30 protein-coding genes and 1 pseudogene are annotated in these 25,677 nt (G+C 66.6%); 21 read left to right on the forward strand and 10 right to left on the reverse strand.

Annotated elements, in window-relative coordinates; genetic code table 11:
* Nucleotide 1: 1 nt before the first annotated feature.
* The 19 genes from A9310_RS17290 (at nucleotide 2) to A9310_RS26000 (ending at nucleotide 17,061) form a co-directional block, all read left to right on the forward strand.
* On the forward strand, nucleotides 2-385 hold the full coding sequence (locus A9310_RS17290; protein ID WP_065631702.1) for a hypothetical protein: 384 nt from the start codon (nucleotides 2-4) through the stop codon (nucleotides 383-385).
* Entirely contained in the window at nucleotides 382-723 is a 342-nt protein-coding gene (locus tag A9310_RS17295; protein ID WP_065631703.1) for a hypothetical protein, read from the forward strand. The genes A9310_RS17290 and A9310_RS17295 overlap by 4 nt, the downstream gene beginning before the upstream one ends.
* Entirely contained in the window at nucleotides 720-1,049 is a 330-nt protein-coding gene (locus A9310_RS17300; protein ID WP_139104667.1) for an HK97 gp10 family phage protein, read from the forward strand. Before A9310_RS17295 ends, A9310_RS17300 begins: the two co-directional genes overlap by 4 nt.
* 24 nt (nucleotides 1,050-1,073) lie before the next feature.
* Entirely contained in the window at nucleotides 1,074-1,508 is a 435-nt protein-coding gene (locus tag A9310_RS17305) for a minor capsid protein (RefSeq protein WP_139104668.1), read from the forward strand.
* 3 nt (nucleotides 1,509-1,511) lie between these two features.
* Nucleotides 1,512-2,246: a phage tail tube protein gene (locus A9310_RS25685; RefSeq protein ID WP_217492970.1), complete on the forward strand. Its 735-nt coding sequence runs from the start codon at nucleotides 1,512-1,514 to the stop codon at nucleotides 2,244-2,246.
* A gap of 4 nt (nucleotides 2,247-2,250) precedes the next feature.
* Nucleotides 2,251-2,979: a hypothetical protein gene (locus A9310_RS17315; protein ID WP_065631707.1), complete on the forward strand. Its 729-nt coding sequence runs from the start codon at nucleotides 2,251-2,253 to the stop codon at nucleotides 2,977-2,979.
* Nucleotides 2,960-3,394: a hypothetical protein gene (locus A9310_RS17320; protein ID WP_065631708.1), complete on the forward strand. Its 435-nt coding sequence runs from the start codon at nucleotides 2,960-2,962 to the stop codon at nucleotides 3,392-3,394. The genes A9310_RS17315 and A9310_RS17320 overlap by 20 nt, the downstream gene beginning before the upstream one ends.
* On the forward strand, nucleotides 3,387-7,739 hold the full coding sequence (locus tag A9310_RS17325; RefSeq protein ID WP_065631709.1) for a transglycosylase family protein: 4,353 nt from the start codon (nucleotides 3,387-3,389) through the stop codon (nucleotides 7,737-7,739). The genes A9310_RS17320 and A9310_RS17325 overlap by 8 nt, the downstream gene beginning before the upstream one ends.
* Nucleotides 7,736-8,584 carry a hypothetical protein gene (locus A9310_RS17330; protein ID WP_065631710.1) on the forward strand — a complete coding sequence of 283 codons (849 nt, stop codon included), beginning with the start codon at nucleotides 7,736-7,738 and terminating at the stop codon, nucleotides 8,582-8,584. The genes A9310_RS17325 and A9310_RS17330 overlap by 4 nt, the downstream gene beginning before the upstream one ends.
* Nucleotides 8,584-10,293, forward strand: coding sequence for a hypothetical protein (locus A9310_RS17335; protein ID WP_065631711.1), 1,710 nt, complete (start codon nucleotides 8,584-8,586; stop codon nucleotides 10,291-10,293). The genes A9310_RS17330 and A9310_RS17335 overlap by 1 nt, the downstream gene beginning before the upstream one ends.
* 87 nt (nucleotides 10,294-10,380) lie before the next feature.
* Nucleotides 10,381-11,481, forward strand: a complete 1,101-nt coding sequence (locus tag A9310_RS17340) for an N-acetylmuramoyl-L-alanine amidase (RefSeq protein ID WP_065631712.1) — start codon at nucleotides 10,381-10,383, stop codon at nucleotides 11,479-11,481.
* Nucleotides 11,482-11,508: 27 nt separating this feature from the next.
* Nucleotides 11,509-11,907: a hypothetical protein gene (locus tag A9310_RS17345; protein ID WP_139104669.1), complete on the forward strand. Its 399-nt coding sequence runs from the start codon at nucleotides 11,509-11,511 to the stop codon at nucleotides 11,905-11,907.
* Nucleotides 11,907-12,296, forward strand: coding sequence for a hypothetical protein (locus A9310_RS17350; protein WP_065631714.1), 390 nt, complete (start codon nucleotides 11,907-11,909; stop codon nucleotides 12,294-12,296). Before A9310_RS17345 ends, A9310_RS17350 begins: the two co-directional genes overlap by 1 nt.
* Nucleotides 12,293-12,682, forward strand: coding sequence for a hypothetical protein (locus tag A9310_RS17355; protein WP_139104670.1), 390 nt, complete (start codon nucleotides 12,293-12,295; stop codon nucleotides 12,680-12,682). The genes A9310_RS17350 and A9310_RS17355 overlap by 4 nt, the downstream gene beginning before the upstream one ends.
* A complete protein-coding gene (locus A9310_RS17360) occupies nucleotides 12,682-13,383 on the forward strand; it encodes a PE-PPE domain-containing protein (protein WP_065631716.1) in 702 nt (233 codons plus the stop codon). Before A9310_RS17355 ends, A9310_RS17360 begins: the two co-directional genes overlap by 1 nt.
* Nucleotides 13,383-14,999: a hypothetical protein gene (locus tag A9310_RS17365; protein ID WP_065631717.1), complete on the forward strand. Its 1,617-nt coding sequence runs from the start codon at nucleotides 13,383-13,385 to the stop codon at nucleotides 14,997-14,999. The genes A9310_RS17360 and A9310_RS17365 overlap by 1 nt, the downstream gene beginning before the upstream one ends.
* Nucleotides 15,000-15,001: 2 nt before the next feature.
* Complete coding sequence (locus A9310_RS17370; RefSeq protein ID WP_065631718.1) at nucleotides 15,002-15,442, forward strand: hypothetical protein; 441 nt, start codon at nucleotides 15,002-15,004, stop codon at nucleotides 15,440-15,442.
* An 18-nt stretch (nucleotides 15,443-15,460) separates the two neighbouring features.
* The gene (locus A9310_RS17375; RefSeq protein WP_065631719.1) at nucleotides 15,461-15,748 is read left to right on the forward strand and encodes a hypothetical protein; all 288 of its coding nucleotides are present in this window, start codon (nucleotides 15,461-15,463) and stop codon (nucleotides 15,746-15,748) included.
* Nucleotides 15,745-17,061, forward strand: a complete 1,317-nt coding sequence (locus tag A9310_RS26000; protein ID WP_065631720.1) for a hypothetical protein — start codon at nucleotides 15,745-15,747, stop codon at nucleotides 17,059-17,061. Before A9310_RS17375 ends, A9310_RS26000 begins: the two co-directional genes overlap by 4 nt.
* 3 nt (nucleotides 17,062-17,064) lie before the next feature.
* Here the strand turns inward: A9310_RS26000 and A9310_RS17385 are convergent, their stop codons facing one another.
* The 8 genes from A9310_RS17385 to A9310_RS17420 form a co-directional block, all read right to left on the reverse strand.
* Nucleotides 17,065-17,292: a hypothetical protein gene (locus tag A9310_RS17385; RefSeq protein ID WP_065631721.1), complete on the reverse strand. Its 228-nt coding sequence runs from the start codon at nucleotides 17,290-17,292 to the stop codon at nucleotides 17,065-17,067.
* Between the two features lie 157 nt (nucleotides 17,293-17,449).
* Nucleotides 17,450-18,025, reverse strand: coding sequence for a DUF2510 domain-containing protein (locus A9310_RS26395; protein WP_083207432.1), 576 nt, complete (start codon nucleotides 18,023-18,025; stop codon nucleotides 17,450-17,452).
* A 283-nt stretch (nucleotides 18,026-18,308) separates the two neighbouring features.
* Nucleotides 18,309-18,887: a PIN domain-containing protein gene (locus tag A9310_RS17395; RefSeq protein ID WP_083207433.1), complete on the reverse strand. Its 579-nt coding sequence runs from the start codon at nucleotides 18,885-18,887 to the stop codon at nucleotides 18,309-18,311.
* Nucleotides 18,887-19,417 carry an excisionase family DNA-binding protein gene (locus A9310_RS17400; protein WP_065631723.1) on the reverse strand — a complete coding sequence of 177 codons (531 nt, stop codon included), beginning with the start codon at nucleotides 19,415-19,417 and terminating at the stop codon, nucleotides 18,887-18,889. Before A9310_RS17400 ends, A9310_RS17395 begins: the two co-directional genes overlap by 1 nt.
* 150 nt (nucleotides 19,418-19,567) lie before the next feature.
* The gene (locus tag A9310_RS17405) at nucleotides 19,568-19,867 is read right to left on the reverse strand and encodes a YciI family protein (protein WP_065631724.1); all 300 of its coding nucleotides are present in this window, start codon (nucleotides 19,865-19,867) and stop codon (nucleotides 19,568-19,570) included.
* A 17-nt stretch (nucleotides 19,868-19,884) separates the two neighbouring features.
* The gene (locus A9310_RS17410; RefSeq protein WP_065631725.1) at nucleotides 19,885-20,418 is read right to left on the reverse strand and encodes a hypothetical protein; all 534 of its coding nucleotides are present in this window, start codon (nucleotides 20,416-20,418) and stop codon (nucleotides 19,885-19,887) included.
* Nucleotides 20,408-20,761, reverse strand: a complete 354-nt coding sequence (locus tag A9310_RS17415; protein WP_078113706.1) for a helix-turn-helix transcriptional regulator — start codon at nucleotides 20,759-20,761, stop codon at nucleotides 20,408-20,410. The genes A9310_RS17410 and A9310_RS17415 overlap by 11 nt, the downstream gene beginning before the upstream one ends.
* Complete coding sequence (locus A9310_RS17420; protein ID WP_065631726.1) at nucleotides 20,758-21,114, reverse strand: VOC family protein; 357 nt, start codon at nucleotides 21,112-21,114, stop codon at nucleotides 20,758-20,760. The genes A9310_RS17415 and A9310_RS17420 overlap by 4 nt, the downstream gene beginning before the upstream one ends.
* 144 nt (nucleotides 21,115-21,258) lie before the next feature.
* Between A9310_RS17420 and A9310_RS17425 the strand changes: the two genes are divergently transcribed.
* Together A9310_RS17425 and A9310_RS17430 are read left to right on the forward strand one after the other, a co-directional pair.
* A complete protein-coding gene (locus tag A9310_RS17425) occupies nucleotides 21,259-22,977 on the forward strand; it encodes a CocE/NonD family hydrolase (RefSeq protein ID WP_065631727.1) in 1,719 nt (572 codons plus the stop codon).
* A 22-nt stretch (nucleotides 22,978-22,999) separates the two neighbouring features.
* The gene (locus A9310_RS17430) at nucleotides 23,000-23,692 is read left to right on the forward strand and encodes an alpha/beta fold hydrolase (RefSeq protein WP_254661288.1); all 693 of its coding nucleotides are present in this window, start codon (nucleotides 23,000-23,002) and stop codon (nucleotides 23,690-23,692) included.
* A gap of 27 nt (nucleotides 23,693-23,719) precedes the next feature.
* Here the strand turns inward: A9310_RS17430 and A9310_RS17435 are convergent, their stop codons facing one another.
* A complete protein-coding gene (locus A9310_RS17435) occupies nucleotides 23,720-24,682 on the reverse strand; it encodes a hypothetical protein (protein ID WP_065631729.1) in 963 nt (320 codons plus the stop codon).
* A 108-nt stretch (nucleotides 24,683-24,790) separates the two neighbouring features.
* Nucleotides 24,791-25,168 (reverse strand): annotated as a pseudogene (locus A9310_RS17440) (VOC family protein).
* Between the last annotated feature and the right edge of the window lie 509 nt (nucleotides 25,169-25,677).

Consider the following 25,677-nt stretch of genomic DNA (forward strand, 5'->3'; position numbering starts at 1 on the left):
CATGGCCTACGCCGAGCCGGATGACCTTGTGGCGCAGTGGCGCACGCTGACTTCCCAGGAAGCGACGCGCGCCACTGCGCTACTCGACATGGCGGCGATCCTCATCGACTCTCGGGTCGACCTGACTGGCCTCCCGGACGAGCATCCGCGCGTCCGAGCGGCCCGGCAGGTGTCCATCGAGATGGTCCGCGAAGCGCTGTCATCGGCCACCCGAGGCGGGGGAGTGTCGTCCCACTCGGTGCAGCTCGACGGGGCGGCCGAGTCCCGCACCTATCGGGACGGCGACTACGCCGCGACCGTCAACCTCACCTTCGACATGCTGGCACTGCTCGGACTGTCGGCGTCCGCGCAATCGCCGGTCGGATACTTCGGCGACTGCCCGTGATCGAGCAGTTCTTTACGTGGCCGGTGGTCGTCGAACGCAAGATCGGCACCAACACCCGCGGACCGGTGTTCGCCGCGCCCGACACCGTGATGTGCCGAGTCCGCATGGAAACCCGAGTCGTCACCACCGAATCAGGGTCCGAAGTGACGACCGTCGCGACGGCGTCGTGCGCGGCCAGCACCCCGACTATCCCCGCGGACTCCCGCGCCACTTTGCCGGCAGCCCTCGCCCGCAACGCCGACGGCAGCCCCCGCAAGGGCGTCGTCGCGGTGGAGAGTCGACACGACGCCGGACTCTCCCTCAGCTTCTACCAATTTCAGATCGCAGGGGGTGCATGATGCCCGCACAGTGGAGCCTCAACGTCGACATGGCGCGCGCAGCCGCCGAAGGTGTCCGGCGCGGCGGCGAACTCATCCTCGACGAGGCCAAGCAACGCGCCCCTTCCCTGACCGGCGAACTACGCGAGTCCGGTGAGGTCCGGGAGATCAGCGCCGACGGCGTGCGGGTGACCTTCACGGCGCCGCACGCCCGCCGGCAGCACAACGTCGACTACGAGCATCCCCGCGGCGGCGAACGAAACTTCCTCGAGAACGCGCAGGAACACGTCCGGCCACAGCTCGAGCAGCTGGTCGCCGCCGAGATCCGTTCGAGGCTCGGCCGGTAGATGGTGTTCACGACGAGCTCCGAGGTGATCGAAGCCTTGGGGCGGAAGATGGCTGCCCTGAATCTGGTCGAGTACCTCGACGACCCGGACGCCGTGTTCACCGAAGGCTCAGCACTTCTCGCGTTCATCGACGGCCTGCTCCCACCTGACCCCGATACCTGTGTGTCGGCGATCGTCACCCGAGACGACCGCGAGCGCGACCCCTTCAACCCTGACATCGATGTGCGGCTCCGGTTCCGGGCTGCCGTCGGTGCGACCAAGACCGCCGACGACTGGGCCGACGCGACATACGCCGCGCTGCACGTGCCCGATCACGTCGTCCGCGGCGACAAGGTGTGGCCCGGCGGCGTCCGGGTCCTAGATGTCCGCCGGGTCATGCGGGCGCTGTCCTTCTCGGACACGAACGGCCGTTCTGTGCGTGCCGATGACTATCGGATAACCCTCAACCCCAAGGAGTGAATGATGGCTGTTCTCAACCATCCGGACACCTCGAATCTGGACGCCACCCTCGCACGGCATTGGGCGGTCCAGGTCCGCGAATCTGCTTCGGACCCCTGGCTGTTCGTCCAGGGTCTCACCGGTGTCTCGCCGAACATGGGCGAGAAGTCGCGTCAGGATGCCGGCGATATGCATGGCGGCAACTACGGTGCGCAGATCGCGACCGAGGCGAACTGGTCGTTGGAGCTGACGCTGCAGCGCAAGCTCGCCGAGGGCGAGCCGGACCCGGGCGTCGAGCTGCTGCGCAGCAAGCAGGGCGAACTCGGCGGAGACGAGCTGGTGCACGTGCGGTTCTGGCGGACCGACGAGCTGCCCGACTCGTACCAGGGTCGCGCGGGCGTCACCTTCGCCAACGCCGCCGGCGACAAGGCGTCGCTGACCGGCGCCACGGTCACGCTGACCGGCTACCAGGGTTACACCAAGCCCGCGAAGCCGACCACCACCGAGACCGCGACCAGCGTCACGGTGTCGCCGGTCGAGGCGACTGTTGATGTCGGCGGGGTGGTGCAGCTGATCGCGAAGGACAACACCGGCGCGATCCGCACGAAGGATGTCACCTGGTCCTCGAGTGGCGGTGCGGTCACCGTCAGCCCGTCCGGCCTGGTGACCGGTGTGTCGGAGGATGTCGAGACGATCACCGCGACTCTCGGCGCACACACCGACACCTGCGCGGTGACCGTCGGCGACGGCACCCCGTAGCCGAATGCAGGAGTACGACGAGTGGCTCGACTCGAGCACGGTCCTCACCTTCACTGAGGGTGGGCCGGAGTTTCGGGTCGAGCCGCCGTCGGCCCTGGCGATGCTGTCCATCCACCGGCGTCTGTCGGAGGGTGGGGAGTTCGCCGAACACGAGGAGCGGCAGGCGATCATCACCGTCCTCGGCGAGACGTGGCGCGAGCTCGCGGAGTCGAACGTGCCCGAGCTTGCCGTCATGCACTCCGGTCGCGCAGTGCTGTCGCGGTACGTGCAATCGGCGGCCGCGGCGATCGACGTGTGGACGTTCACGCCGCCGAAGGAGCGCGCCGAACCAGAGCGGCCGAAGGTGTCGATCTACGGCGTCGACCCAGACGACAGCATCGACCCGCCCGGCACCATCAACGACTACGACCCCGGTGGCGGCCCGTACATGCCCGACAAGGGCATTCGGGTGTGGGCCTACCCCATGGAGTTCGCCCCCGCAGCACAACAGAAGACCGAGCGGCGTAGCGACGACGAACGCGCGAGCTGGTCGGACATCTTCGCGACGTGGGAAGCCATCGAAATCGACTTCGCCACGATCTTCATCTGCGACCTGACCCCGACGCTCCTCGAGGAGAAGTCGTGGCGGTGGTTCGCAGTGCGGCTCTCCCGAATCCTCGGCGACCCAGACACTCTCGCGTCCCGACTCATCAGCTTGCGGAAGGCGGTGGACAGTGGCGACTCGCCTCGATGACCTGTCTCGGCACTACGACCCGGACCTGTATCTGCCGATCAACGGTGCGATCTATCAGATCAAGGCGCCGTCGATCGCCGAGGTGGAGCGCATCCGTCCGAAGCTGTGGGGTTGGGAGGCGTCCGAGTTCGGCCCGGACGAGGAGTGGCGCGAATGTGTGTCCATTCTCGGTGCGGCGTTTTTCGAGATGCTCGCCAACGAGGTGCCCGCCCCGTACGTGGGTCACGCCGGCCGCACCGCGCTCATCCACTTCTGCTCCGGGCCGCAGGGCCCCGAGCTCGGTCGCGCGCACTGGATCTTCACCGGCATCGGTGAACGCCTCGACATGGTGAAGATGCTCGAGCACCTCGCCGACAAGGCCGAACGCACCCGCAATGAGCAGGCCGCGCGTGAAGCGATGAAGGCCGATGGCTGAACGGATCGCGGACCTCTACCTCGATCTGTCGGTCCGCGGCGCGGACAACCTCGACCAGACGCTTCGCCGCGGCCGTGAGTCGCTGGAGCAGATGGGTGAGCAGGCCGACGAGACTGCGGAGGCCGCCCGCCGGTCCGCGCTCCGTACGACGACTGCGTATGAGCGGGTCGCGCGCGAGTTGCAGACTACGCAGCGGGCGTATCAGCGTCACGCGCAGGAGGTTCGGGACTCGTCGCAGCGTGAGGAGATGGCGCTGCAGCGGCTCAACGATGCGCGCGAGCGGTATGGGTCGATGTCTCAGCAGGTGATCCAGGCTGAGGACCGGTATCAGCGGGCGCAGCGTGAGTCCGAGCGCGCCTCGCAGCGCGCCGAACGGCAGATGGATCAGTTGCGGATCGCACAGCAGCGCGCCGCCGACGCGGCTCGCCGCGCCGCCCGTGACGTTCACGCCGCGGGCGAGGAGATCTCGCAGCCGATCCAGCCCCCCGAGATCTCGGGCGCCGAGGGCGCAGGCGAGGACGCCGGCGACGGTATGGGCGCCGGGTTCATGGGCGGATTCGCCGCGCGCATCGCCGGTCTCGGAAGCAAAGCCGGGCCGATCGGTGCCGCGATCGCCGGTGTGGCCGCGATCGGTATCGGTGCCGGCGCGATGCTGGCGAACGCGATCGTCGAAGGTGCTGAGCGCGAGGCGATCCGCGACGACATGCAGGCCAAACTCGGGATCGATGAGGCGTCGGCCCGGAAAATGGCGGCTGCCGCGTCCGAAGCCTACACGGACGTGTTCGGCAACTCCGTCGCCGAGAACATGGCGACCCTGACCTCACTGGCGGATTTCAAGCTGCTGGACACCTCCGCATCCCAGGCAGACATGGAAGGGCTGATCGCGAAAACGACCACCCTCAACCAACTTCTGGGTGCGGAGACACCGGACACGTTGCGTGCTGTGTCCGGTCTGGTCAGGTCGGGGCTCGTCGCTGACATGGGTGAGGCGTTGGACCTCATCACTCGGAGCCGAAACCTGGGCATGAACGCGCAGGAAGACCTAATCGACTCAATCTCTGAGTACTCGACAGGCTGGAAGAACACCGGCTTGTCCGCGAAGATGACCCTTGCGCTGATCGGGCAGTCGATGTCCGACTTCGGTGTCGACAACACCGACCGTGGCGCCGACGCGATCCGCGAGTTCGGCCGACGCGTCACCGAGGAAGGTGACACGATCGTCGCCGCCCTGAATGACATTGGGCTCAACGGAACCCAGATGTATGACGCGTTCAAGGAGGGCGGGCCCGCCGCTGAGAAGGCGTTCGACCTGGCCTTCGACAAGATCCGGTCGATCGAAGACCCGGTGAAGCGCAACCAAGCTGCTATGTCGCTGCTCGGCGACACGTCAGGCGACTTCATCAACGCGTTCGCTCAGTGGGACCCGTCGAGGGCGATGGAGCAGTTCGGTGACGCCGCGGGTGCTGCCGATGATGCGACCAAGACGCTCGGAGACAACACCGCCACGTCCTGGGAAGGCATGCGGCGCACTGCCGAGGAATCGGTGGAGGGCATCAAGGCGGCGCTCGCCGAGGCATTCGGCCCTGAGATCGCGCGTATCGCTGAGGGGATCGCGGCGAACAAGGACGAGATCGTCGCGTTCTTCGCCGACGTCGTCTCTGCGGCACTGACATTCGGCATCGGACTCGGCAACACGATGGCCGGTGCGCTAAAGGTGTTCGGCTACACCACCGGTGCGATCCAGTCGCTCCTCGGCGGGCTGATGTCCATGTTCACTAAGGCATTCGGTGGGCTCGGGGGGCTGATCGAGAAGATCCCCGGAATGCAGGGCGTCGGTCAGCAGATGCAGGACTCGGCAAAATCTGCCGAGGCGTTCACGGAGCAGATCGCCGCCACGAGTCAACGTTCCCTCGATCTCGCCGACGCGATCTCGAACGACTTGGTTCCGGGACTGACGAATGCGCGCGACCGGTTCAACGGCATCGCTGACGGTGCTCGCGAGGGTACGACCGAGATCGACTTCCTCAACGGCGCTGTCACGCGGCTGCCGGACGGCAAGTCGATTATCATCCAGGACAACTCGCCGGAGACGCGGGCGCGTCTCGAGGAGCTGGGTTACACAGTCACCACCCTCCCCGACGGGAGCGTGCGGGTTGAGGCCAACACCGGGCCCGCGCAGACGACGCTGGACGAGTTCCTGCGGAACAACGCGAACCGCAAGACGATCGTCGAGGCGATCGTCAAGCCGATGCTGGACCCGAACTACACGCCGGCGCCTCCTGCGCAGCTGCCGAAGGGGTTCCCGGATAAGTGGCGGACCCCGAAGCCGAACGCTGACGGGTCGATCCGTGAGTACGCGGACGGCGGTGTCGATGGGCCGTTGCCGGATCAGGCGGTGATTCAGCCGGCGCAGAACGGCAAGCGTGGTCTGGTGCAGTGGGCTGAGGCGGATGCAGGTCCGTGGGAGGCGTTCATTCCGGGCGCCCCGAACAAGCGGGGCCGGGCGATGAGCATCCTGTCCGAGGTGGCCGACCGGTTCGGCTACTCGTTGTACCGGTCGTATGCCGACGGCGGGATCTCGGGCGGCCGTGTGCCGTACGGCCTGCCACTCGGGTCGAGCGGCCCGGTCAACGAGCCATGGGTCGACGAACTCGAGCGGGCGTTCGGCGTCCAGGCGACCACCTACGCCGGGCACCAGGAGAAGGACGGCTTCAACAAGGGCATCGACTGGTCGGGGCCGGTCGAGAACATGCAGCGTCTCGCCGAGTACTTCGCGTCGATCGCCTCTCAGTTGGAGCAGGTGATCTGGATGAACCCGCAGACGGGGCAGCAGATCGGAGTCGCTGACGGGCGGTTCGTCGGGCCGGGAACGGATCAGCCGGGCTACTACTCGGCGGACTGGTCTGGGCATCAGGATCACGTGCACACCAGGCAGTCATTCGCGCTGCCGTTGCCGGGCCAGAGCTACGCGGTGGTGCCGGGTGGTGTGACGACGGTTCCGCTCATCCAGAACCCCGACGGTACGTGGACGTCACCAGACCCCGCGTGGGCGGCGCTGATCGCGCGCGAGTCGGGCGGCATCCCGGACCGTGTCCAGGAGGTCCAGGACGCCAACTCGGGCGGCAACGAAGCGTCGGGCCTGTTCCAGATCGCCAAGGGCACGTGGGCTGGCAACGGCGGAACCGAGTTCGCGCCGACGGCCGGTCAGGCGACCCCGGAGCAGCAGGCGATCGTGGCTGCGCGGATCTTCGACAAGTCGGGCGGGCAGCCATGGGGTGCCGGCCTGCCCGGGCGTGAGAACGAGGACGCGTTGCGCGCTGGCCTCAGCACGACCGGCGGCGGGTACGGATACGGCGTCGAGCCGGGCGGTGGGTACGACGGTAGCCCGGGTTCGACGCCGCCGAAGCCCAAGGAGCCGCCGAAGGACCCGAACACCGTTGAGCTGACCTTCGACAATCCGTTCCAGCCGTTCTGGTGGAAGGGCGAGAAGGAGTACCGCGACCGGATTATCGAGGACTACGAGGCGCAGCAGGCGTGGGATGACTACCTCAACCAGCGCGGTGATTGGGCGCCGAAGGAGCAGAAGCAGGCGACGAGTCGGAAGACGCTCGCCGAGGCGACGCGCGATCTGAAGGACGCCGAGACCGACCTCGCGATCGCGATCCAGCGGCAGAAGGAGCAGAAGCCCGACGCTGCGGAGTCGGCGAAGATGTCGATGCAGAAATCGGTCGACGAGGCTCGCACCAAGGTCGAGGACGCGAAGGCCGCCCTCGAAGAGGCGAAACGCCTACCGAATCCGGTGAAGCAGTACGCGATGGGTGATGTCCGCAACGGGCACCAGCCGGAGATTGTGCGGCCGGGCGACTATCGGCTGTGGGGTGAGCCCGAGTCGGGTGGTGAGTCGTACATTCCGCACGCGCCGGACCGTCGAGCGCGGGCGCTGGGGATCTGGGCTGAGACGGGTCGCATCCTCGGGGTGCAGGGCTTCGATCAGGGCGGGTTTGGCGGGTACGCCGCGGACACACGGGACGCGATGGCGCCGAAGAATCTGTACGACCTGATGGCCCTCGGTGTGGGCGGGACGATGACCGCACTCAACACGATCGCCCCGTACGTGAAGATGGCGATGACCGGTCAGGTCGACCTGGGGAACATGACGCCGAACGTCGACCTCGGTGCCAACTCGCCGCCCCTTGTCGCGGAGTACGTCGGGCAGGTCGCCAATCAGATCTCGCAACAGCTCACCGAGATCGTGTGGGCGATCAAGGACGGGAAGAACATTCGCGTCACTGTCGAGAACGCCACCGGGCCGTCGGGCCTCTCACTCACGAGGAGGGGCAAGTGACGCTGTTGACGACGGAGCCGCGGTTTCGGTTCACCGGGTGGGACGGCCAGGAGTTCTCGTTCGGGGACCCGTCGTGCCCGCTGCGTCTGGATCGGATTGACGGTCTCGGTGGCGCGCCGGCGGACTTCATCGACGTCGAGGGCGCCGGTCAGGCTGGTGTGACGTTCATCGACATGGTCGAGAAGCCGAACGTGATCACGCTGGACCTGCGGTTCGGGCCGTTGATGAACGACGAGACGATCAAGGGGACGGCGGCGGTCGAGGCGTACAGCGGGTGGCGTCGGTCGCTCGGGCGGGGGCGGAAGGTCGGGAAGTTCGAGTGCCTCGACACCGAGCGGTTTCAGCTGGTGCGGCCGGTGTTGTCGTCGATGCCGCCGTACAACCTGCGTGACGTCCACAACGTGGGGTTCGTGGCTGATGAGCGTACCCAGTTGCGTTCGGACGAATCGTATTGGCGAACTGACCCGTTCGACCAGACATTCAACTATGGGTCGACCATCCTTGTGGACAACCTTGGGGATGATCCGTCGTGGCCGTGGTACCAGATCACGGGGCCGATCACGGCGCCGACGATCGGCCTCGCGGGTGAGTCGGTCCTGATCAAGCGCGCCAACGGGACGACCCTGACGATCCCCGCGGGCAAGACGCTGACCGTGCAGACCGACCCGGACTGGTGGGAGGTCGTCGACAGTGACGGCGTCGACCATTCGTGGCTCGGCCAGCGCTGGCACACCCGAGCACCGGAGGACACAGAGGGCATACCGGTCACCTTCACCGGCTCCGGCACGTCCTCAGCAACGAAGATCCGCGTCGTTGTGCCGCAACTTTTTTGGACGGCCATCTGATGCCCCCGCTGTTCGATCCCGGCTATGCGCCCGGGTATGCGATGCCGTTCACCGGCCGCGTCGAGCAGTTCGACATCGAGATCGGGAAACGGTTCGGCACCGGCCCAGGGTCGAAGGTGTCGTGGCGGCCGGTCGGCACCTACCAAGAGGCCGCGATCGACTCGACGTGGGGTCTCGAGGCCGGCGGCATGGTGTTCACGCTCAAGGAGTCGAACCCGCTCAACGACCTGATCACCGACACCGGCATCCAGCGGCGGGCGTACCACGTGCGGGCGCGTTACAACGGCCTCGAGTTCACCGGCCGCATCAAGAAACGGACGGTGCGCAGCGAACGCGGAGTCCTGTCGTTCCAGTACGAATGCGTGGACTACAAGTATTGGTTGACCCGGGTGCTGTTCTGGGTGAACCCGCTGTTCCCGCCGGAGATCCAGGTCGGCCTGACGGGTAAGCAGGACATCGCTTTCGGGCCGTCGGACGCGGTGATGAAGTACTTCCTCGCGAAGAACTTCACCCGTCTCGGCCGCCCGGTCTATTGCAAGCTTCCGATCCGGTGGCCGGCGGCGTGGTCGCAGTCGAACATCGCGAACATCTTCGACCTCGACGCGCTGTTCGACATCCTCCTCGGCGGGTCAGCGAACGGTGGCGATGTCGGCAGTTCGGGTGGTGCGATGGGCGAGCACCTCGGCGATGTCGACCTGCTGGGCCCGATCTCGGACCGTGTCGCGGGGCTGTTCGACGAGATCGTGGCGATGCAGTGCCGGTTCTCCCCGGGCGATGAGGCGTTCGCGCAGACCGTCGACCTCCTCGAAATGGGCGTCACGGTGGACTTCTGGGACGGGCACGGCACCAGCCCGCAGGTCTTCAACACCGACACCCTCTCCGACCTGCAGTCGATCATCGACGTCTCCGACGACCACTTCCTCGACCTGTCGCAGCTGTTGAAGCCGATCGTCAACGGACTGTGGTCGTACAGCATGAATCGCGCCGGCTACGTCTTCGACACCCAGTTGAAGCGGGACAAGCGGAATGTCATGTGGCGCACCGACGGCACGCAGATCGACAGCTGGGAGAACGCCGAGGAACACGGCGACGCGACCGACGCCGTCGTGGGCGGCAAGTCCCCGAGCATGGTCAACGAGCTCATCGAGATCGGCGCGAACCTCGCGATCGCCGCGATCATCGCGGTCGTCGCCACCATCCCCGGGCTCGCCGGCATCGGGGGGCTCGCGGTCGGCGTCGGTGATCTGTTCGATGACATCTTCTTCGCGTACCAGCGGTTCTGGGACGCCGAACTCGAGGACGACATCGGTGAGGACGATGCGTTCGCCGAGATCTTCGCCGACAACACCGCGGCGTGGTCGGTGGATTCGTACTCGGTGGGGAAGAAGGCGTTGAAGGACCACGGCGGTTCAAATCAGTTGACCATTAACACGATCGCGTACGGGCCGACCGGAAAGGGCATCAGCTTCGGCGCTGACAACGGCACCGCGCGACGGTTCAGGACCGGCGACATGATGTCGTTCTGGGACCGCGGGAACATCGTCGAGCAGTACGCGTCGAAGGTGACGATCGCTGACAAGCCGGGGGAGCGGATGATCCAGCAGGTCACCCTCGGAGACGACAAGCGGCTGAAGGGGCCGTGGGATCGCCTGCTGGGCGGTATCGGCCGTGCGAGCGCCGCGATCAACGGCCTCGCGAACAGCACATAGGCGCTGTCACTTCCCCCAGAGTCTCATCAAAGTCCGACCCCGCTCCCGTTCAGGGACCGGGGATCTCACCATGCCAGGAGGCACCCCATGGCTGATCCCGTTTGGCTTCCCGACGTACTGCGCGCAGAAGGTCTGCGCTGCGACGTCTACCCCGGCGCGTTCGAGCGCGGGCATGGCGACTTCGGCACGATCTGGGGTCCGTTCATGCATCACACCGGCTCGTTCGGTGAGACGCCGCGGGGTATCGCGCAGCATTCCTCGCTCGGCCTCGCGTCGCAGCTGCACCTCGCGGCGAACGGCGTCGTCACGCTGTGTGGCGTCGGAGTGGCCTGGCACGCCGGTACCGGGTCGTGGCCGGGCATCCCCGCCAACAACGGCAACGCGGTCACCATCGGCATCGAGGCCGCGCACAACGGCACCGCGGCATGGTCGGACGCCCAGCACGGCGCCTATCTGAAGGTGGTGCGCGCGATCAACAAGCGCCTCGGCAACCCGTGGAACAAGGTCGTCGCGCACAAGGAGTACGGCGCGATCCAGGGCAAGTGGGACCCGGGCAATCTCGACATGAAGCTGTTCCGTCAGCGTCTCCTACAGGCGCCGGACAAGCCGCTCGCGGTCATCAACATGATCGAGCTCGAGGCCAAGGAAAACCCGTGGGTCGGCGTGCGCAAAGCGAAGGCCGGCGCCGCGGGTGAGCGAACGGTCGGCCGTGACGGCAAGGGCCGGTTCGTCGAGTACGACAACGCGCACATCTACTTCCACCCGGCGACCGGCGCTCACGCGATCCCTCACGGCGGCCTGTTCGAGGCGTACACCGACCGCAAGTGGGAGACCGGCGAACTCGGCTTCCCGGTGCGCGACTTCACCAAGCTCGCCGACGGCGCAGTCATGGCCTTCCAAGGTGGCGTGCTCTACCGCAAGGACGGCAAGGGCCACCACGTCGTGAAGGGCGTCATCGGCCAGCGCTGGGCGCTCGAGGGCTACGAGAAGGGCCCGCTCGGTTGGCCGACGTCGGACGAGATCTCGAACGGCACGGGCGGCAAGCGTCAGGCATTCGAGCACGGCGTCCTCGAATGGGACCCGTCCGGCGCGGTGAAGAAGATCGGCGACGCCGCGAAGGACCTCACCCTCGTCAACGCGGCCGGCATCCCGCTGGCCGTCGAAGCAGTCGACCTCATCGCGGCCTGAGCCGCACCCACAAAAGGAGTTCTCGTCATGTCTGTACCCACCCCTCGTCTTGTCCTCGGCCGCGAGCCCGCCGCCTGGACCTCCCTCATCTCGGCTGTTCTGGTGTTGCTGACCACGTTCGGGTTCAACATCCCCACCGAGACGCAAGGCGTGTTCATGGCCGCGGTCAACGCGGTACTCGGTCTGCTCGTGGTGATCTCGGTGAAGGAGAGCGTGTATCCCGCGCTCGTCGCGGTGGTGCAGACGGCAGTGCCGCTGGTCGTGGCGTTCGGCCTGAACCTCAGTGAGCAGCAGCAGGGCGCCATCCTTGCAGTCTCGACGATCGCACTCGGATTCCTGTTCACCCGCCCGCAGGTCACGCCGAAGGTGTCGGTCGGCATCGAGCTTCCCGCTGACGGGGTCGAGCGCGAAGTCAACCTCGGCTGATGCTCGGCGCGCGGCTGATGGCCGCGGTCACCGGCTGCATGAACGTGGCGGTCGGCGTGCTCTACATCTCCCCAGAGGAGTTGGTGCGCCGACCACTGCAGCCCGGCCAGGTGTCTGCCGTCGTGTGGGTGGAATCCATTGGCCCGATGTGGTTTTTCGGATTCCTCCTGACCGGTCTGGCGCTACTCCTTGCTGTCGTGCGCAGACGCGGGTTCATCTTCGCCCACGTCGCTACGTCGGGGTTCCTGGCGTTCTACGCGGGCTGCATCCTCTTCTCCGCCGTTCTGACTGAACCGCCGGTTCCTGTAGTCCACGGGACGTTCGCGGGCTTCATGGCGATCTTGCACATTGCGATCGCCCGTGGTGACGCGGAAAGGAACTGTCGGTGAGCCCAGAATTGATCGCCTCTTTCGGAGGCCTCCTCGCTGCCATCGGTGCGCTCGTGACCGGCGTGCTGGCGACGCGCTCGAAGGTGAAGCTCGACGACATCGCCAAGCTGCACGCCCGGATTGATGAACTCGAGGCCGACCTCGCGAAGGAGAGGGAGGCCCGCGACCGCGATAACGACCAGGCGCGGGCGAAGCACTCGCGGATCATCGCCGACTACGAAGCCGAGCTGGCTGAGCTGAAGGAGCGTCTGCGACAGCGGGATCGGACCATCGGGCGTCTCGATCATGTGGTGCTCGCGCTGCGCACCTACGTCGCGCGGGCCCGACGGAAGCTCGTCGACCACGAGATCGACCCGCCGGCCGAGGTCGAGGGGATGAACGACTGATGATCGAACTCTTCTGGTGCGACGGCACGTGGGCAGGGCGTGGGGGGTCGCCGGCGTCGGAGGCACTGAGGCGGAGTCTGCGGCCGTCGGTGAAGTTCACCTACGTCAGCTATCCCGGCATGTTCGGTCCGGCGACGGGTGCTCACCACATGTCGGCGGCCGAGTCGATCGAGGCCGGTGCGCGCGCGATGGCCGCCGCTGTGCACGCGTCGCGGTATCCGGCGATCGTGGGCGGCTATAGCCAGGGCGTGATGGTGGCGTACCGGTTTGCCCGCGACATCCTGCCGAAGCGGCCCGAGCTCGACGTGCGGGCAATCGCGGCGATGGGCAACCCGCACGAGCCGCTGCACCGCGGCGCACGTGGCGGCATCGCTGACCGGCTCACCCTGCCGCGGAAGCTGTTGTCGGTGTGGGCGCCTGGCGATCCGATCGCCGACATTCACAAGGATGCGCCGCTGCGGTCGGCGTGGGATGTCGTCGAGTTCATGTCGGTGCGCGATCAGCCGTCGGCGTTGCGGTGGCTGGACAGCATCGCCGACGCGGTGACCGATGGCCCGCAGGATTGGTGGCGGCGACCGGACTTTATCGCCTCGCTGATCGCCGCCCGAGACTACGTGTGGGGCACACAGCACACCACCGACTACGCGAGGTTCGGTCACGCCACCCGCCTCGCGCGGCAGATCGAAGCGATGGTGCCCTGATGGGTGTCCGTATCCCGGGTGGCCGGAAACCGCAGATTGACAACGACCCGCTCGGCGACTTCTGGGATGAGCTGGTCGAGGCGATCATGGATGTCCCGATCCGCATCCTGATCGGCATCATTGGGATCGTGCCGGTGTTCGGCCAGCCGATCGCGAATGCGTTGGGCGAGTGGCTGCTCGACACGAACGAAAAGGCGGTCGACGCGATTGAGACCGTGGTGTCGGTGGGCACGCAGCTCAACTATGTGCAGGAACTCATCGTTGTTCGCACTGGTCGGCCGTTCTGGGAGACGGGGCCGGATCGTACTGCGTGCGTGTCGTTTCCGTTCGGTCTGATGAATCTGCCGATGTCGACGATCTCGATCGGCGGCGGTCAGCATCAGCACGCAATCACTGGCAGCACGGCGAGCGCAACTGCTGCCGGCGACTCGCACCTTCACGGCGCAGGTGTGGGTCAGCGGGCGAACAGCAACTCCGGCGGCGTCGACTCCGCACACACACACACCGTCGTCCTGTCCACCACGCCGCCGTCGGTGAAGGCGACCGCCACCTACGCGCCGTGGGGCACAGTCATCTTCGACTCCGCCGCGGAGCGCAAGGTGCTGAACTGGATTGCATGGAAGTCCGGCACGGTGTCGACGTTCTTCATCGACGTCTACCGGCTCGAGCCCGACGGTTCGTCCACGTACACCGGGTACAGCACCCCTGATCTCGCGGGCGCTCTCGCGACGATGCCGGCGTGGATGTCGCACCTGATGGATGGTGCGTCGATCGTCGCTGACATCGACGACGCTTTCGAGGTCCAGTTCCGCATGACCGGCTCGGGTGATGTCCACATCGCGGGCGTGAACATGACGAATCCGATTCCGCTGCCAGGGTTCCGGCCCTACACGGCAGGTTCGGGGCGCAACCCGTCGACCACCCCGACGCCGTCGACACTCTCGCTCGCGACCCGTGACGCCATGTACACCGGCCCCACGCCGTTCATCGGGATTGGCATCGATGTCGGTCAGGTTGACCTGCCGCGTGTTCACTTCGACAACTTCAACCGGGCATCGCTGGGTCCGCGGTGGATCACCTATGGCAGCAGTATCGGCATCAGCGACAACAAGGTCCAGTTCACCGGCAGCTCCATCGCGAACACCACAGCTGCGGCCATGTACCACCAGCCGCTCGCATCCGATGTTGTGGAGGTCAGTGCTGATCTGTCTGTCGATGCCGAAGACATCGGGATCGGCATGTGCTGCACGTCCGGTCTCGGGTCCGGTGTGTGGCTGGTGCTCGATGACAGCGGCATCGCTCTGTCGACGGGCGCCTACAACTCGCGCACCGCGCGCGCCTCGGATGAAACAGACGACCCACCATCGGGTCGGTACACGGTGCGGCGCATCCCATCCGAGGACGCCTCGCACTACATCTTCCAGGTGTACTTCGGCGACGCGAACACTGAAGGCGCCGTGCCGATTCTGACGTGGCCCGACACCGGCGGAGTGGTCGGGACTGGCGTCGGCCGCCGCTGGGTCGGGATGCTCGCGCGCCGCAACGGCCTCATCAACCCATCCGGGCGTCTGGACAACTTCACCGCCGCCGACATCACCATCGAAGAAGGAGAATGACCATGGCATTCCAATCCAAGCTGTACGGGCCGATGTTCCTCAGCCTCGGCAACGGCGAAATCAACTTCAACACACACACATTCAAGGCAATGCTGTGCACCAGCAGCTACGCACCCAACCAGGACACCCATCGGTACAAGGCCGACGTCACGAACGAGATCGCGGGCGGCGGCTCGACCGGCTACACCGCGGGCGGCCAGACCCTCACCGGCGTCACCGTCGCCTACAACGGCGCCACCAACCTCTACTCGGTCGACTTCAACGACCCCAGTTGGCCCAACTCCAACATCACCGCCCGGTTCATGGTGGTCTACGACGACACCCCGGCCACCAACAAGCCGCTCGTCTGCTACTGGGACTTCGACGAAGACAAGATCAGCGCGTCGGGCAACTTCACCGGCACCCTGTCGGGCTCCGGCCTCGTCAACATCACCGCTGCCTGACCGAAAGGCGAAGTCGCCGTGCGCATCGAGAAAGACCCCAACGCCAAGCTCGACTACGGCATCGACTGGACCGACTGGCTCAAGCAACGCAACGGCTCCACCGATCAGATCGTCGCCAGCACATGGTCGATCAGCGGCCCCGACACCGCGCTCGCTCAGGCTGACCCGTCGTTCTCCTCCACCCAGACGGGCGTGTGGCTGTCAGCTGGTACGAGCGGCGGAAAGTATTCGGTGACCAACCACATCACGACCGCAGCCGGGCGCGAGGATGACCGGACCCTGGCGATCGTCGTGAAGCAGAGATGACCGCTGTCGCCGTCGAGCACCGCGTCGTCGCGGCCACCCTCGATGTGTGCCGTGTCCACGTGGACGCCGAGAACCGCACGGGCACCGTCCCGGCTGAGGAACGCAGCACCGCGGTACCCGCCGACGCTCGGCGGCGACGGATCTCGTGGGAGGACCGCGGTCCGTCCGCGCCGACCGGCGTGCAGGTGTTCGGCGACCCCGCGACGGCGACAGCTGTCGCACCACAGGGCACAGTCGCCACGGTGCGCAACGTCGCCATCGTCGGGCTGGTGGCAGGCGGTACAGCGCTCGCTCCCCAGGGCGCTATCTCGGTCAACAACGAGATCCCCGGGCAACCCGCCACCGCGACCGCGACCGCCCCAGACGGCGAAGTGGCGGCCACCCGCAACGTGGCGGTCGCTGGGTTGCCGGCGGGCGCGAGCGCGTCAGCGGGCGAGGGGTCGGTCGTCGCGCAACGCAACGCGGTGATCGCCGGGACCGTGGCCGACGCCGCGGGCACGGCACCACTCGGTTCGGTCACCGCCATCCGGCACGCCGCCATAATCGGCAGCGCTGCAACAGCAGCCGCAAGCGCTCCCGCGGGCGAGATCGCGACCGTCCGACACGCCACCATCACCGGCACACCCGCCGACGCCACCGCGACAGCACCCGTGGGCAACATCGTCAACGTCGTCGACATCGAAGTGTTGGGCGACGTCGCAACAGCGAGCGCGTCGGCACCCGCCGGATCAATGCTCGCCATCCGCAATGCCACGATCCCCGGGCAACCAGCGGGCGCGGCCGCCGCGGCACCTGACGGCGTCGTCAGCACAGTTCGCAACACCACCGTGGTGGGCGCAGTCGGCGCCGCCAGCGCGCAGGCACCCGCAGGCACTGTGCAGGCCGTCCGCAACGCCGCCATCTCCAGTCAGCCCGCCACCGCCACGGCGTCGGCGCCAACAGGATCGGTGGCGGCCATTATCAACTACCCGCGCCAGCGCATGAATAAGAGCGGATCGTTCACTATTCTTGCGTCGGGGTCGGGGGCGGTCACTGGCTGGGCGTCCGACGCGACGGCTCCTGCAACAGTGTCGAGCAACCGCTACCAGGTGGTCAGTACAACCGGCGTCGCCACGGTCACCCTCAACCTCGGCGACTACACCGGCGCCGCGCAACTCGGCATCTACCAGGCCGGAGTGCTCATCGGCCAGGGGAACACCACATTCTCGATCCCCTCCGTATCGGTGACCGCGGGGCAGCAGTTTGATGTGCGGCGGATTACAGGGTCTGCAACTGGTGGCACGTACTCGACCGGCCATCTCGAACTGTCGTAGTCACTAGGGTTCCCAGTCGTCGCCGAGCACCTGGGCGAGCCGCTCGGTAAGGTCGGGCTCCTCGGGGCGCCGGCTGTAGATCACGTCCTCGCACTCGACGACGAGCTCGAGTAGGTCGGGGTCGGGCTCAACCCACCCGCCGCCGGTGCGCACCTGGTGCTCCGCCTGCCGACGTCGCATCACCGACGCGACAGCCTGAGCCGCGGCGCGCAGCGTCTCACGATCAGTCACCCCGCCATCATCGCAGGGAACCGTCCGGCCGTCGGCTGCGTCCAAGCTGCATGGTCCTCGACATCCTCGCCATCGCAATCTGCGCCACCACCGCCTGGTGGCTCACGACAACGCCCCCGGCCTCACACCACTGAGGATCGGGGGCGCTTTCGTCGTCTCAGGAGGCCGGCGCTGTGACCTTCGGGCTCATCTCCTCCGTGTACTGATTCCACGTCGCCTCACACCGGTACGGCTGGAAACCAGTCATGCCGCCGCGCGCGTTCTCTGCATTCACCTGACCCGTCACGATCCACACGCCCGACAAGACGGGAGGCGAGACCACGGTGACCCCACGAAAGTCGACCGAGTCGGGGTTGCGCGCCATCCGATCGACCATCGTGGCGCACGCAACCTGCGCGCGGAACTCCAGATCCTCCGGCGACCGAGCCTCGACGACCTCTTCGGGGCTATCGCTCGCAGAACCGGAGGACTCGTCACCCACACCGAAAGCCGACGCGATGAGCCCCACGACGAGGAGGCCTCCAAAGACTGAGGCGAGAGTGATCCAGAGGGCGCGGTTCGACGACTTCGGCTTCCGGCCGGTCGGGTACGGAGGGAGCGGGGCCGCCGCCGGCTGCACGGGGTGACGGTTCGCGGTCCACTGGTATCCATCCCACCACCGCAGCATCGCGGGGTTCTCGGGGTCGCGGTGCCAGCCAGGAGTTGAAGGCCAGGGAGGCGGGAGCTGTGACATGCGCGGATCATATCGGGCTGAGGCGACGAACACCGTTACCTGAGGTAACACCGGCGACTGTTCACGCAGGTCGCAGCACTGTCGACGACTGTCATTCACGCACCCGGAAATCGCCGTCACCTGCACAAACGCCCGTATTCGGAGGGGTTCGAGTCCCCTTAGCTCCACCGAACGAAGCCCGTTCCGACTGATGTCGGAACGGGCTTCGTCGTTGGTGGGATAGAGCCTGTCGAACCGAGTTGCGTAGTGACAGCTAGGCGCTCTACGGAGGCGGCGACGTGTTCTAGCTACCGGATTCGAAGTAGGGTGCGATATCCCTGACGAAATCGGTTGTGCCAGAGGCTGCGAGAGCATCGAGGAACTGTTCGGTGGTCACCGGTGGGCGACGACGCTTGTCGGCGGTTTGGGCTACAGAGGCCACCGCACGCGCCGGATTGCGGTGGAGTAGGTCCAACAGGAACTGGTCGGAGCTGCGTATGTGCAGCCCCAGCGGCTCCACAACTGCTTTGGGAAAATGCTGGATGTTGTCGGTGACGATCGCGGCCGCGTGGCCTCTCACGGCGGCTGCGACAACGTGTCGGTCGTCGGGATCGGGCATTCCTGAGATTGCCGTTTCAAGTGGTTCCCAGCCTTCGACGCACGCGTCCTCGAAGGCATCGTTCATTGCATCGACCCGCAAGCGTGCGGTCGTCTCTGAGACTCGTCCTTTTGTCGCCCGATTGATACCGCGCACCGTCTCGTCCATGATGCGGTTGCTCCACAGAGGGTAGAACGCCCGGTGCTCGGCGAAGGTGAGCAGCAGATCGGCCTTGTGGATCGGCACCAGGACACACGCGTCGAGCATCACGCGAAACCCCGCCACTACCGCTTGCGCTCCTCGGCAATCTCGCGGCGAGATGTGCGCATGGCTTCCCGGTAGTCCTCGGCGGGCACGTCGTACAGACCGCTGTCTTCGGCGTCATCGACGAGAGCTTGCAGCGCCCCGCGCCGCTCGATTGCGCGCTGTGACTGATACTCGAGTAGATCGCCCAACTTCACGCGCCGGTGTCGGCTGCCTTCTACGGTCTCGAAGGGGATTCTGCCGCTCTCCAGCAGTTTGATGAGAGTAGGGCGGCTGATGCCGAGGTAGTCGGCCGACTCCTGCGTCGAGAGTTTCTGGTCGACCGGAGCGACAACGACCGCGCGGTGCGCGCGCATCGCATCCACGATCTGTGTCAGCGTCCGATAGACCTCGAGTGGGAGAGGGACTTCTTCACCGTCGGGCCCGACGAGCGCGGCGGGCTCGTGGTGGTGATCGAGGAACCGCGACAAATCCATGAGGGCGTCGAGGTCGGTGGCGTCGGTCGGGGGGAAGAACGTTCCTGTTCTGCGCGGTGCGGTAGTCGGGCTCATCTGACAAGTTTGCCGACTAATCGAAATATCCGCAATCCTTTGGTGGCTGTATTGGCAGTGTGGGGGTCAGGGGTTCGAGTCCCCTTGGCTCCACCGAACGAAGCCCGTTCCGACCGATGTCGGGACGGGCTTCGTCGCTGGCCGGTCCGTTCAGTCGCGTCCGATGCCCACGGGCATGGGGAGGATCTCGACGCGGGCAAGGCCCGAGGTGACGGCCGGGTCGGCGGCGCTGATGGCCCGGACCTCGTCCTCGGAGTCGGCGCGCACCACGCCCAGGCCCCAGTTCCCGGCCGGGTCGACGACGGGACCGAAGATCACCGCGGTGCCGTCGTCGAGCAGTCCCGACCAGTACGCGCCCTGCCGGCCCATGATGGCGGCCTCGTCGTCGGACATGTCGCCGGGACCGAAGGTGGGACGCGGCGGAACCAGTTTGTACACGAAGTGGGTCATGTTCTGACGCTCTCTCTTCAGGGGTGGGTCGATTCGATGACGTCGACGCAGGCCGCCAGGGCGGCGGCCCAGCCGCCGGAATACGCGCCGGAGCTGTAACCGCCTGGCGCGGCGCAGTCTTCGCGAAGCTGTTCCTCGCTCAGATGCTCCCAGCCGCGGTGTTCCACGGACACCCGCGTCAGTGCCGGACCGAGCGAGGTGAACGACAGCTCGACCTCGGTCGGCTCGGGAGTGTTCAGCCACGACATGACGAACCGACTCGGGGGTTCCCACACCGCCAATCGACCCCATTCGGCGGTCGTGCCGTCGTCCCAGGTCTCATAGACCCGGCCGCCGGTGAACTCGTCGATGGTCACCGTCCGTGCCCGGTCCCCGCCGATCGACATCGGCTGCAGCGGCCACCAGACCCCGATGGTCCGGACAAAGGTGGTGAAGACGTGGTCGAGATCGCTACGGACGGTGGTGGATTGACGTATCGGAGGCCGTCGGAGCGGGAGAACGGCACCGCCGTCGCGACTTCCGGCGCCGTCGACCTCCCGTTCACCCGGCACGGTTCACCTCGTCGGCGTCGGTCAGTCCGCGTTCGGCCTCGACCAGTTGCCGCGCGACGTCGAGAGATGACGCCCACATGTCGTCGAGCAGGTCGCGTAGTCGGTCGATGCCCTCGGGTCGGGCGCGGTAGATGCGTCGGGTCCCCTCGCGGCGTTCGGCCAGCAACCCGGCGTCTTTCAACACCGTGATGTGCTGAGAGATCGCGGTGCGGCTGACGTCGAACCGGGCGGCGATGTCGCCCGCGGACAGCTCCTCGCCGGAGACGAGTTCGAGGATGGCGCGGCGGCGGGGCTCCGCCATCGCGCGCAGGGCCTCGTCGACGCCTGGGGACTTGTCGGTCACGCCCAGAGTCCGATCGAGTTGCCGTCGGGGTCGGCGAACATCGCGAATCTGCCGTACCCATCCGGGAGGTCCGTGGGCGGCACGAGTGCCTTGCCACCGAGCGTCTCGGCCCGGTCGAGGGACGCCTGCAGATCGTCGACGCGCATGTAGACACTCACCCCGCTGGTCCCGCCGGGTTCGGACACGGCGCCGATGCCGCCGGAGACGGCGCCGTCACCTGCGCCGGTGTCGACAAGCGAGTATTCCGGGCCGGAACTGTCGTCGATGGTCCAGCCGAACAGATCGCGATAGAACGCGGTGAGACGGGTGGGGTCATGCGAGGTGATCTCGAAGAATGCGACTGGTGCTCCCATGAGGACTCCTTGTGCCGGTATGTGTCGGTAATGGCTAACGTTAGCGATTGCTGACGGAACACGCAAGGGTGTGGAGAGCCATGACCGGTCTCGGCCTGTGCCCTAGAGTCCAGCCATGGGTGTCGCACTGTCGTCGGAGGTCGTATGGGGGATTCGGTGAGTCACGACCGGCCGTGGCGGCGCCCGGGTGCTCTCCGCTACGGCCTGCGGCGGGTGCGGAACGCCGTACGTCCGCCGGTGACCATCTACCCGCCACCCGACGACATGATCAAGGATGCCGACGTCCCGGTGGTGATGCGCGACGGGGTCACCCTGCGGGTCAACGTGTATCGGCCGGCGGGGGATGGTCCGTTCCCGGTCCTGCTCTCGGCGCACCCCTACGGCAAGGACGCGCTGCCGGTCCGGACGCGGTTCGGGTGGAAGATCAACTTCCAGTACCGGATCATGAATCAACCTGCGCCGTATCGCGTTTCGAGTGAGACGGGCTGGGAGGCGCCCGACCCCGCGGTCTGGACCTCGCGGAGCTACGTCGTCATCAATGCCGACCTGCGCGGCGCGGGGACCTCGGAGGGAACCGGATCGCTGCTCTCCGACGCCGAGGCCCTCGATGTCCACGACCTGATCGAGTGGGCCGGCCGGCAGTCCTGGTCGACCGGAGCGGTCGGCATGCTGGGCGTGTCGTATCTCGCGCTCTCGCAGTACAAGGCGGCCGCACTCCACCCGCCCCACCTCGCGGCGATCTGTCCGTGGGAAGGGTTCACCGACCTCTACCGCGACTTCATGAAGCCCGGTGGAGTCGACGAGAGAGGGTTCTCCCGCATCTGGGCTCTCGTCACCCGGAAGGCCGCCCGGTTGTCGGAGGACATCGGTGCCGAACGCCGCCGCCACCCCCTGCGAGATGACTGGTGGCAGAGCAAGACACCGAATCTTACGGCCATCGAGGTGCCGATGCTGGTGTGCGCCAGTTTCTCCGACAGCAATCTGCACAGCGCGGGTTCGATGCGTGCGTTCGAGCGGGCCGGGTCGGCTCACAAGTACCTGTACACCCACCGCGGACCGAAATGGGCGACGTTCTACAGCGACGACGCGGTGGCGACCCAGCACGCGTTCTTCGACCGACACCTGCGCGGGGACACGACCAGGACCCTGCCACGGGTCCGCCTCGAAGTCCGGGGGTCGCGGACCGAGGTCACCGATGTACGCGAGGAACATGAGTGGCCGCCGGCGGCGACCACGTGGACCGAACTGCTACTCGCCGACGGTGATCGTCTGACCCGGGTCACCGGGGGAGGCGTGGCGAGTGGTTCGTCGGTTCTCGACCTGCGCGGGGCCGGGCTGGCCTACGACCTTGCCATCGATTCTCATCTCGAACTCTCCGGACCGATGAGTGCTCGACTATGGGTCAGCCTGCCGCGCGGTGGGGATGCGACGTTGTTCGTGGCAGTGGAGAAATGGGCCGGAACGCGGTGGGTCCCGTTCGAGGGTTCGTACGGATACGGCCGGGACCGCATCGTGACGGGTAGGCAGAAGCTCTCCCTGCGAGCACTGGACCGCGATGCATCGTCGGTGGCCCGGCCGGTGCACAGCTTCGACCGCGTTCAGTTGCTGGAGCCCGGTCAGATCGTGGAGATAGAGGTCGGACTCGGTTCGTCGGCAACATCTTTCATGCCCGGCGATCGCCTGCGGCTGGTGCTCGCGGGACGGAACATCGACCGGGGCAACCCGTTGACCGGACATTTCCCCGCCCGCTATCAGACCGGTCCCCGCGGAACGTGTCGGATTCATCGGGGCGGAGATCATCCCTCAATGCTGACGGTGCCGCTGATCGAGGCGACGAATCCGGCGGCCGGTCTGAATCCGTGACGACAGCTGAGGAGAGTACGTGGTGACGACCGAACCCCCGACCTGGCTGCTACTGCCGGGAACCCCGCTGTCGCCGGCGGTGTGGGACGGCGTGCGTGCCGAGCTGGCCGAGTACGGACACGTGATCACGCCTGCGATCAGCCCGCCGCCGGGTTATGCGGATGACGATCTACCCGCGCGGCTCGCCGCCGGGGTCGCGGAATCGGTTGCGTCCGAGGCGCCCTGGCATGTGGTGGGACATTCCTTCGGCGGACAGGTGGCCCTGGAACTCGCGATCCGGCGCCCCGAGCTCGTCTCCCGCCTGACGCTGCTGTGCACCCGAGACACGCCCTTCCCGGCATTCGACGCTGCGGCAGCCGCCGTCGAGGCCGGCACCGTCGATGTCGACGGCACACTCGGACGCTGGTTCAGCGCAGACGAGTTGCGCAACGATGGACCGGTCGTCCGCTACGCTCGCGAAGCCGTGGCCGCCGCGGACCACGCGTCCTGGGCGTCGGCGCTGCGCGCGATCGCCCACTTCGACTGTTCGCAACGCACCGCGTCGATCTCGTGCCCGGTGACCGTGGTCGCGGCCGAACACGACACGGTGTCCGACGTCGCCTCCATGACAGCCATGCATCAGCGGATACCGGGATCGGGCTTCATCGTCCGCGCCGGGGCCTGGCATATGAGCATCTTCGACGACCCGGCCGCGGTGGCGCGAATCCTCCTCTGACGACCGGCGAATCTCGACCGTCGGGCTTCAGGTCGCGTCGGCGATGATCTGCCGCTGGGCCGTGAACATCTCGGCCAGATTGTTGCTGACCGTGGTGTCCATCGCGGGCGGGGCGTCGTCAACCGTGTTGTGCGTGACCGTGAACGACACGCCCCGCTCTTCGCCGACCACGATGATCCCGGCGAGGTGAACCTCGATCGCACCGACCTCGTACTCGCCGGTCATCCGGACCGCTTTGTAGTCACCGTCGATCGGCAGCTCGACCTTCTCGAGCGCGAGAGTGACCGGGACGTCGCCGTCCTCGAGGGTCAGCGTGAAAGACGAACAGGCGGAGACGATCTCGTCGAACTCGTCGTAACCGTTGTCGGCCGGCTTGGTCACGTCGGCACTGTAGTTGTCGAGACCGAAGAGTATCTCACTGGACGACGAGGTCTCGGTGAGCTCGCGCTCCGCGCGTTCGTTGCCGGTCTGCTGAGACTGGACCAGCGTCGCACACTTCTCGTTGTCCACGGTGCTGCTGTCGTCGTCGGTACTGCCCGTCTCCGTGCTGAATTCGCCCGTGATGTCCGGGAACTGGTCTTCGGGCAGCACCAGTTGGAGGGCCGAGGCGGTCGGGATCGACGGTTCGTCGTCGCCACCACCGCGCAGGGTCAGCGCCAGCACCACCGCCACCACGACGATCAGTACGAGGACCAGTCCGCCGCCGCCGATGAACCACCACTTCTTGCTCCCGCTCTTGGCCGGCGGGGGCGGTTGCTGACCGAACGGTTGGCCATACGGTTGTTGGCCGAACGGCTGTTGGCCGAACGGCTGCCCGCCATAGGGCTGTTGGCCGTACGGCTGCCCACCGTACGGGCCCGGGTTCGGCGGCTGACCGGGAGTCGGCTGCGGCCCGCCGGGTTGATGACCGCCAGTAGGCGGCCAGCCGGGTTGCTGCGGCCCCTGCGGACCCATGGCGGTCGGCTGGTTGGGGTCGTAGGGACTGCCCACGGTCGGCTCCTCCTGGTCGGTGACCTCGGGAGATTACCGCGCTTCGATGGGGGCATCGCCGGGTTTCATGCGACCGAATGAGCGACGTCCGCGGACGGGTCCGGACGTTCACAGGAGCGCGGGCGGTGGGTATTTCGGTTCGTACAGCGTGATCTCCCCGGCGCCGGGGACCTTGACCCGGACAGTCACGCCCCAGCCCTCATCAGTCGGGGTGCCGGCGAACTCGGCGCCCCGGCCGGCGAGTTCGCGCATGGTGGAGTCGAGATCGTCGCACATGAACGAGACGTCGAACTTCTGATCGGTGCGCCCGGCGCTTCCCTCGTGCTCCCAGGCATTCGGGTGGGCTCCGAGTTCGCTGGGACCGGTCTAAAAGATCAGCCAGCCGCCGCCCGTGTCGACGTGCGGGAAGCGCAACACGTCGTGGAAGAATGCGCGGGCGGCGTCCGGGTCGTCGCAGTAGATCAGTGTGTGCACCGCGGTGATCATGGCGCCCAGGGTAGTCAGGCCGCGGAGCCGAACCAGTGTTGTTCGCAGAAGCCGGAACCGGCCCCCAGCGCAGAATTTCCGTCCCCGTGAGCCGGTGCGAAGGGCAATATGCCCTTCAAACCTGTTGAGGGGGACGCAAATTCGTGGTAAAGAGACGATCCCTCGCCGGTTCCTGACCCTTCGTGGCTCGTCGCTTGCGCTCCTCGCACCTCGGGGAGCAAGGCTGGGACCTGCGGTTTTACAGTTCTTTCGGATTAGGAGCCTGCTGAATTAGGGTCCAGCCTGGGTTGAGGTTCCTGCTGCGGGGATGTGTCGGTTCCGGGGTGTGGTCGTGGTGATCGATCTAGGTGGGGCGGCGGTGCCGCGGTTCAGGCGGTGGCCAGTGTCCAGGTGCCGTTGGTGGTAGTCAGTCCGAGGGTGATCAGGCGGCGTAGGTTGATCGCGGCGGCGCGGTGGTGCAGCCAGTTGTTGTTGCGTTCGATTCCACGGTAGGGCACCCGCCGGTTACC

Origin of the sequence: Gordonia sp. UCD-TK1 (assembly GCF_001691435.1) — a bacterium.
In the GTDB taxonomy this organism is placed as follows: domain Bacteria; phylum Actinomycetota; class Actinomycetes; order Mycobacteriales; family Mycobacteriaceae; genus Gordonia; species Gordonia hongkongensis.

Bases quoted from the DNA above. Each gene is read 5' to 3' on its own strand.
- A9310_RS17290 (WP_065631702.1), top strand. From the start codon at position 2: ATGGCCTACGCCGAGCCGGATGACCTTGTGGCGCAGTGGCGCACGCTG.
- A9310_RS17300 (WP_139104667.1), top strand. From the start codon at position 720: ATGATGCCCGCACAGTGGAGCCTCAACGTCGACATGGCGCGCGCAGCC.
- A9310_RS25685 (WP_217492970.1), top strand. From the start codon at position 1,512: ATGGCTGTTCTCAACCATCCGGACACCTCGAATCTGGACGCCACCCTC.
- A9310_RS17315 (WP_065631707.1), top strand. From the start codon at position 2,251: ATGCAGGAGTACGACGAGTGGCTCGACTCGAGCACGGTCCTCACCTTC.
- A9310_RS17325 (WP_065631709.1), top strand. From the start codon at position 3,387: ATGGCTGAACGGATCGCGGACCTCTACCTCGATCTGTCGGTCCGCGGC.
- A9310_RS17335 (WP_065631711.1), top strand. From the start codon at position 8,584: ATGCCCCCGCTGTTCGATCCCGGCTATGCGCCCGGGTATGCGATGCCG.
- A9310_RS17340 (WP_065631712.1), top strand. From the start codon at position 10,381: ATGGCTGATCCCGTTTGGCTTCCCGACGTACTGCGCGCAGAAGGTCTG.
- A9310_RS17345 (WP_139104669.1), top strand. From the start codon at position 11,509: ATGTCTGTACCCACCCCTCGTCTTGTCCTCGGCCGCGAGCCCGCCGCC.
- A9310_RS17350 (WP_065631714.1), top strand. From the start codon at position 11,907: ATGCTCGGCGCGCGGCTGATGGCCGCGGTCACCGGCTGCATGAACGTG.
- A9310_RS17360 (WP_065631716.1), top strand. From the start codon at position 12,682: ATGATCGAACTCTTCTGGTGCGACGGCACGTGGGCAGGGCGTGGGGGG.
- A9310_RS17365 (WP_065631717.1), top strand. From the start codon at position 13,383: ATGGGTGTCCGTATCCCGGGTGGCCGGAAACCGCAGATTGACAACGAC.
- A9310_RS17370 (WP_065631718.1), top strand. From the start codon at position 15,002: ATGGCATTCCAATCCAAGCTGTACGGGCCGATGTTCCTCAGCCTCGGC.
- A9310_RS26000 (WP_065631720.1), top strand. From the start codon at position 15,745: ATGACCGCTGTCGCCGTCGAGCACCGCGTCGTCGCGGCCACCCTCGAT.
- A9310_RS26395 (WP_083207432.1), bottom strand. From the start codon at position 18,025: ATGTCACAGCTCCCGCCTCCCTGGCCTTCAACTCCTGGCTGGCACCGC.
- A9310_RS17400 (WP_065631723.1), bottom strand. From the start codon at position 19,417: ATGAGCCCGACTACCGCACCGCGCAGAACAGGAACGTTCTTCCCCCCG.
- A9310_RS17405 (WP_065631724.1), bottom strand. From the start codon at position 19,867: ATGACCCACTTCGTGTACAAACTGGTTCCGCCGCGTCCCACCTTCGGT.
- A9310_RS17420 (WP_065631726.1), bottom strand. From the start codon at position 21,114: ATGGGAGCACCAGTCGCATTCTTCGAGATCACCTCGCATGACCCCACC.
- A9310_RS17425 (WP_065631727.1), top strand. From the start codon at position 21,259: ATGGGGGATTCGGTGAGTCACGACCGGCCGTGGCGGCGCCCGGGTGCT.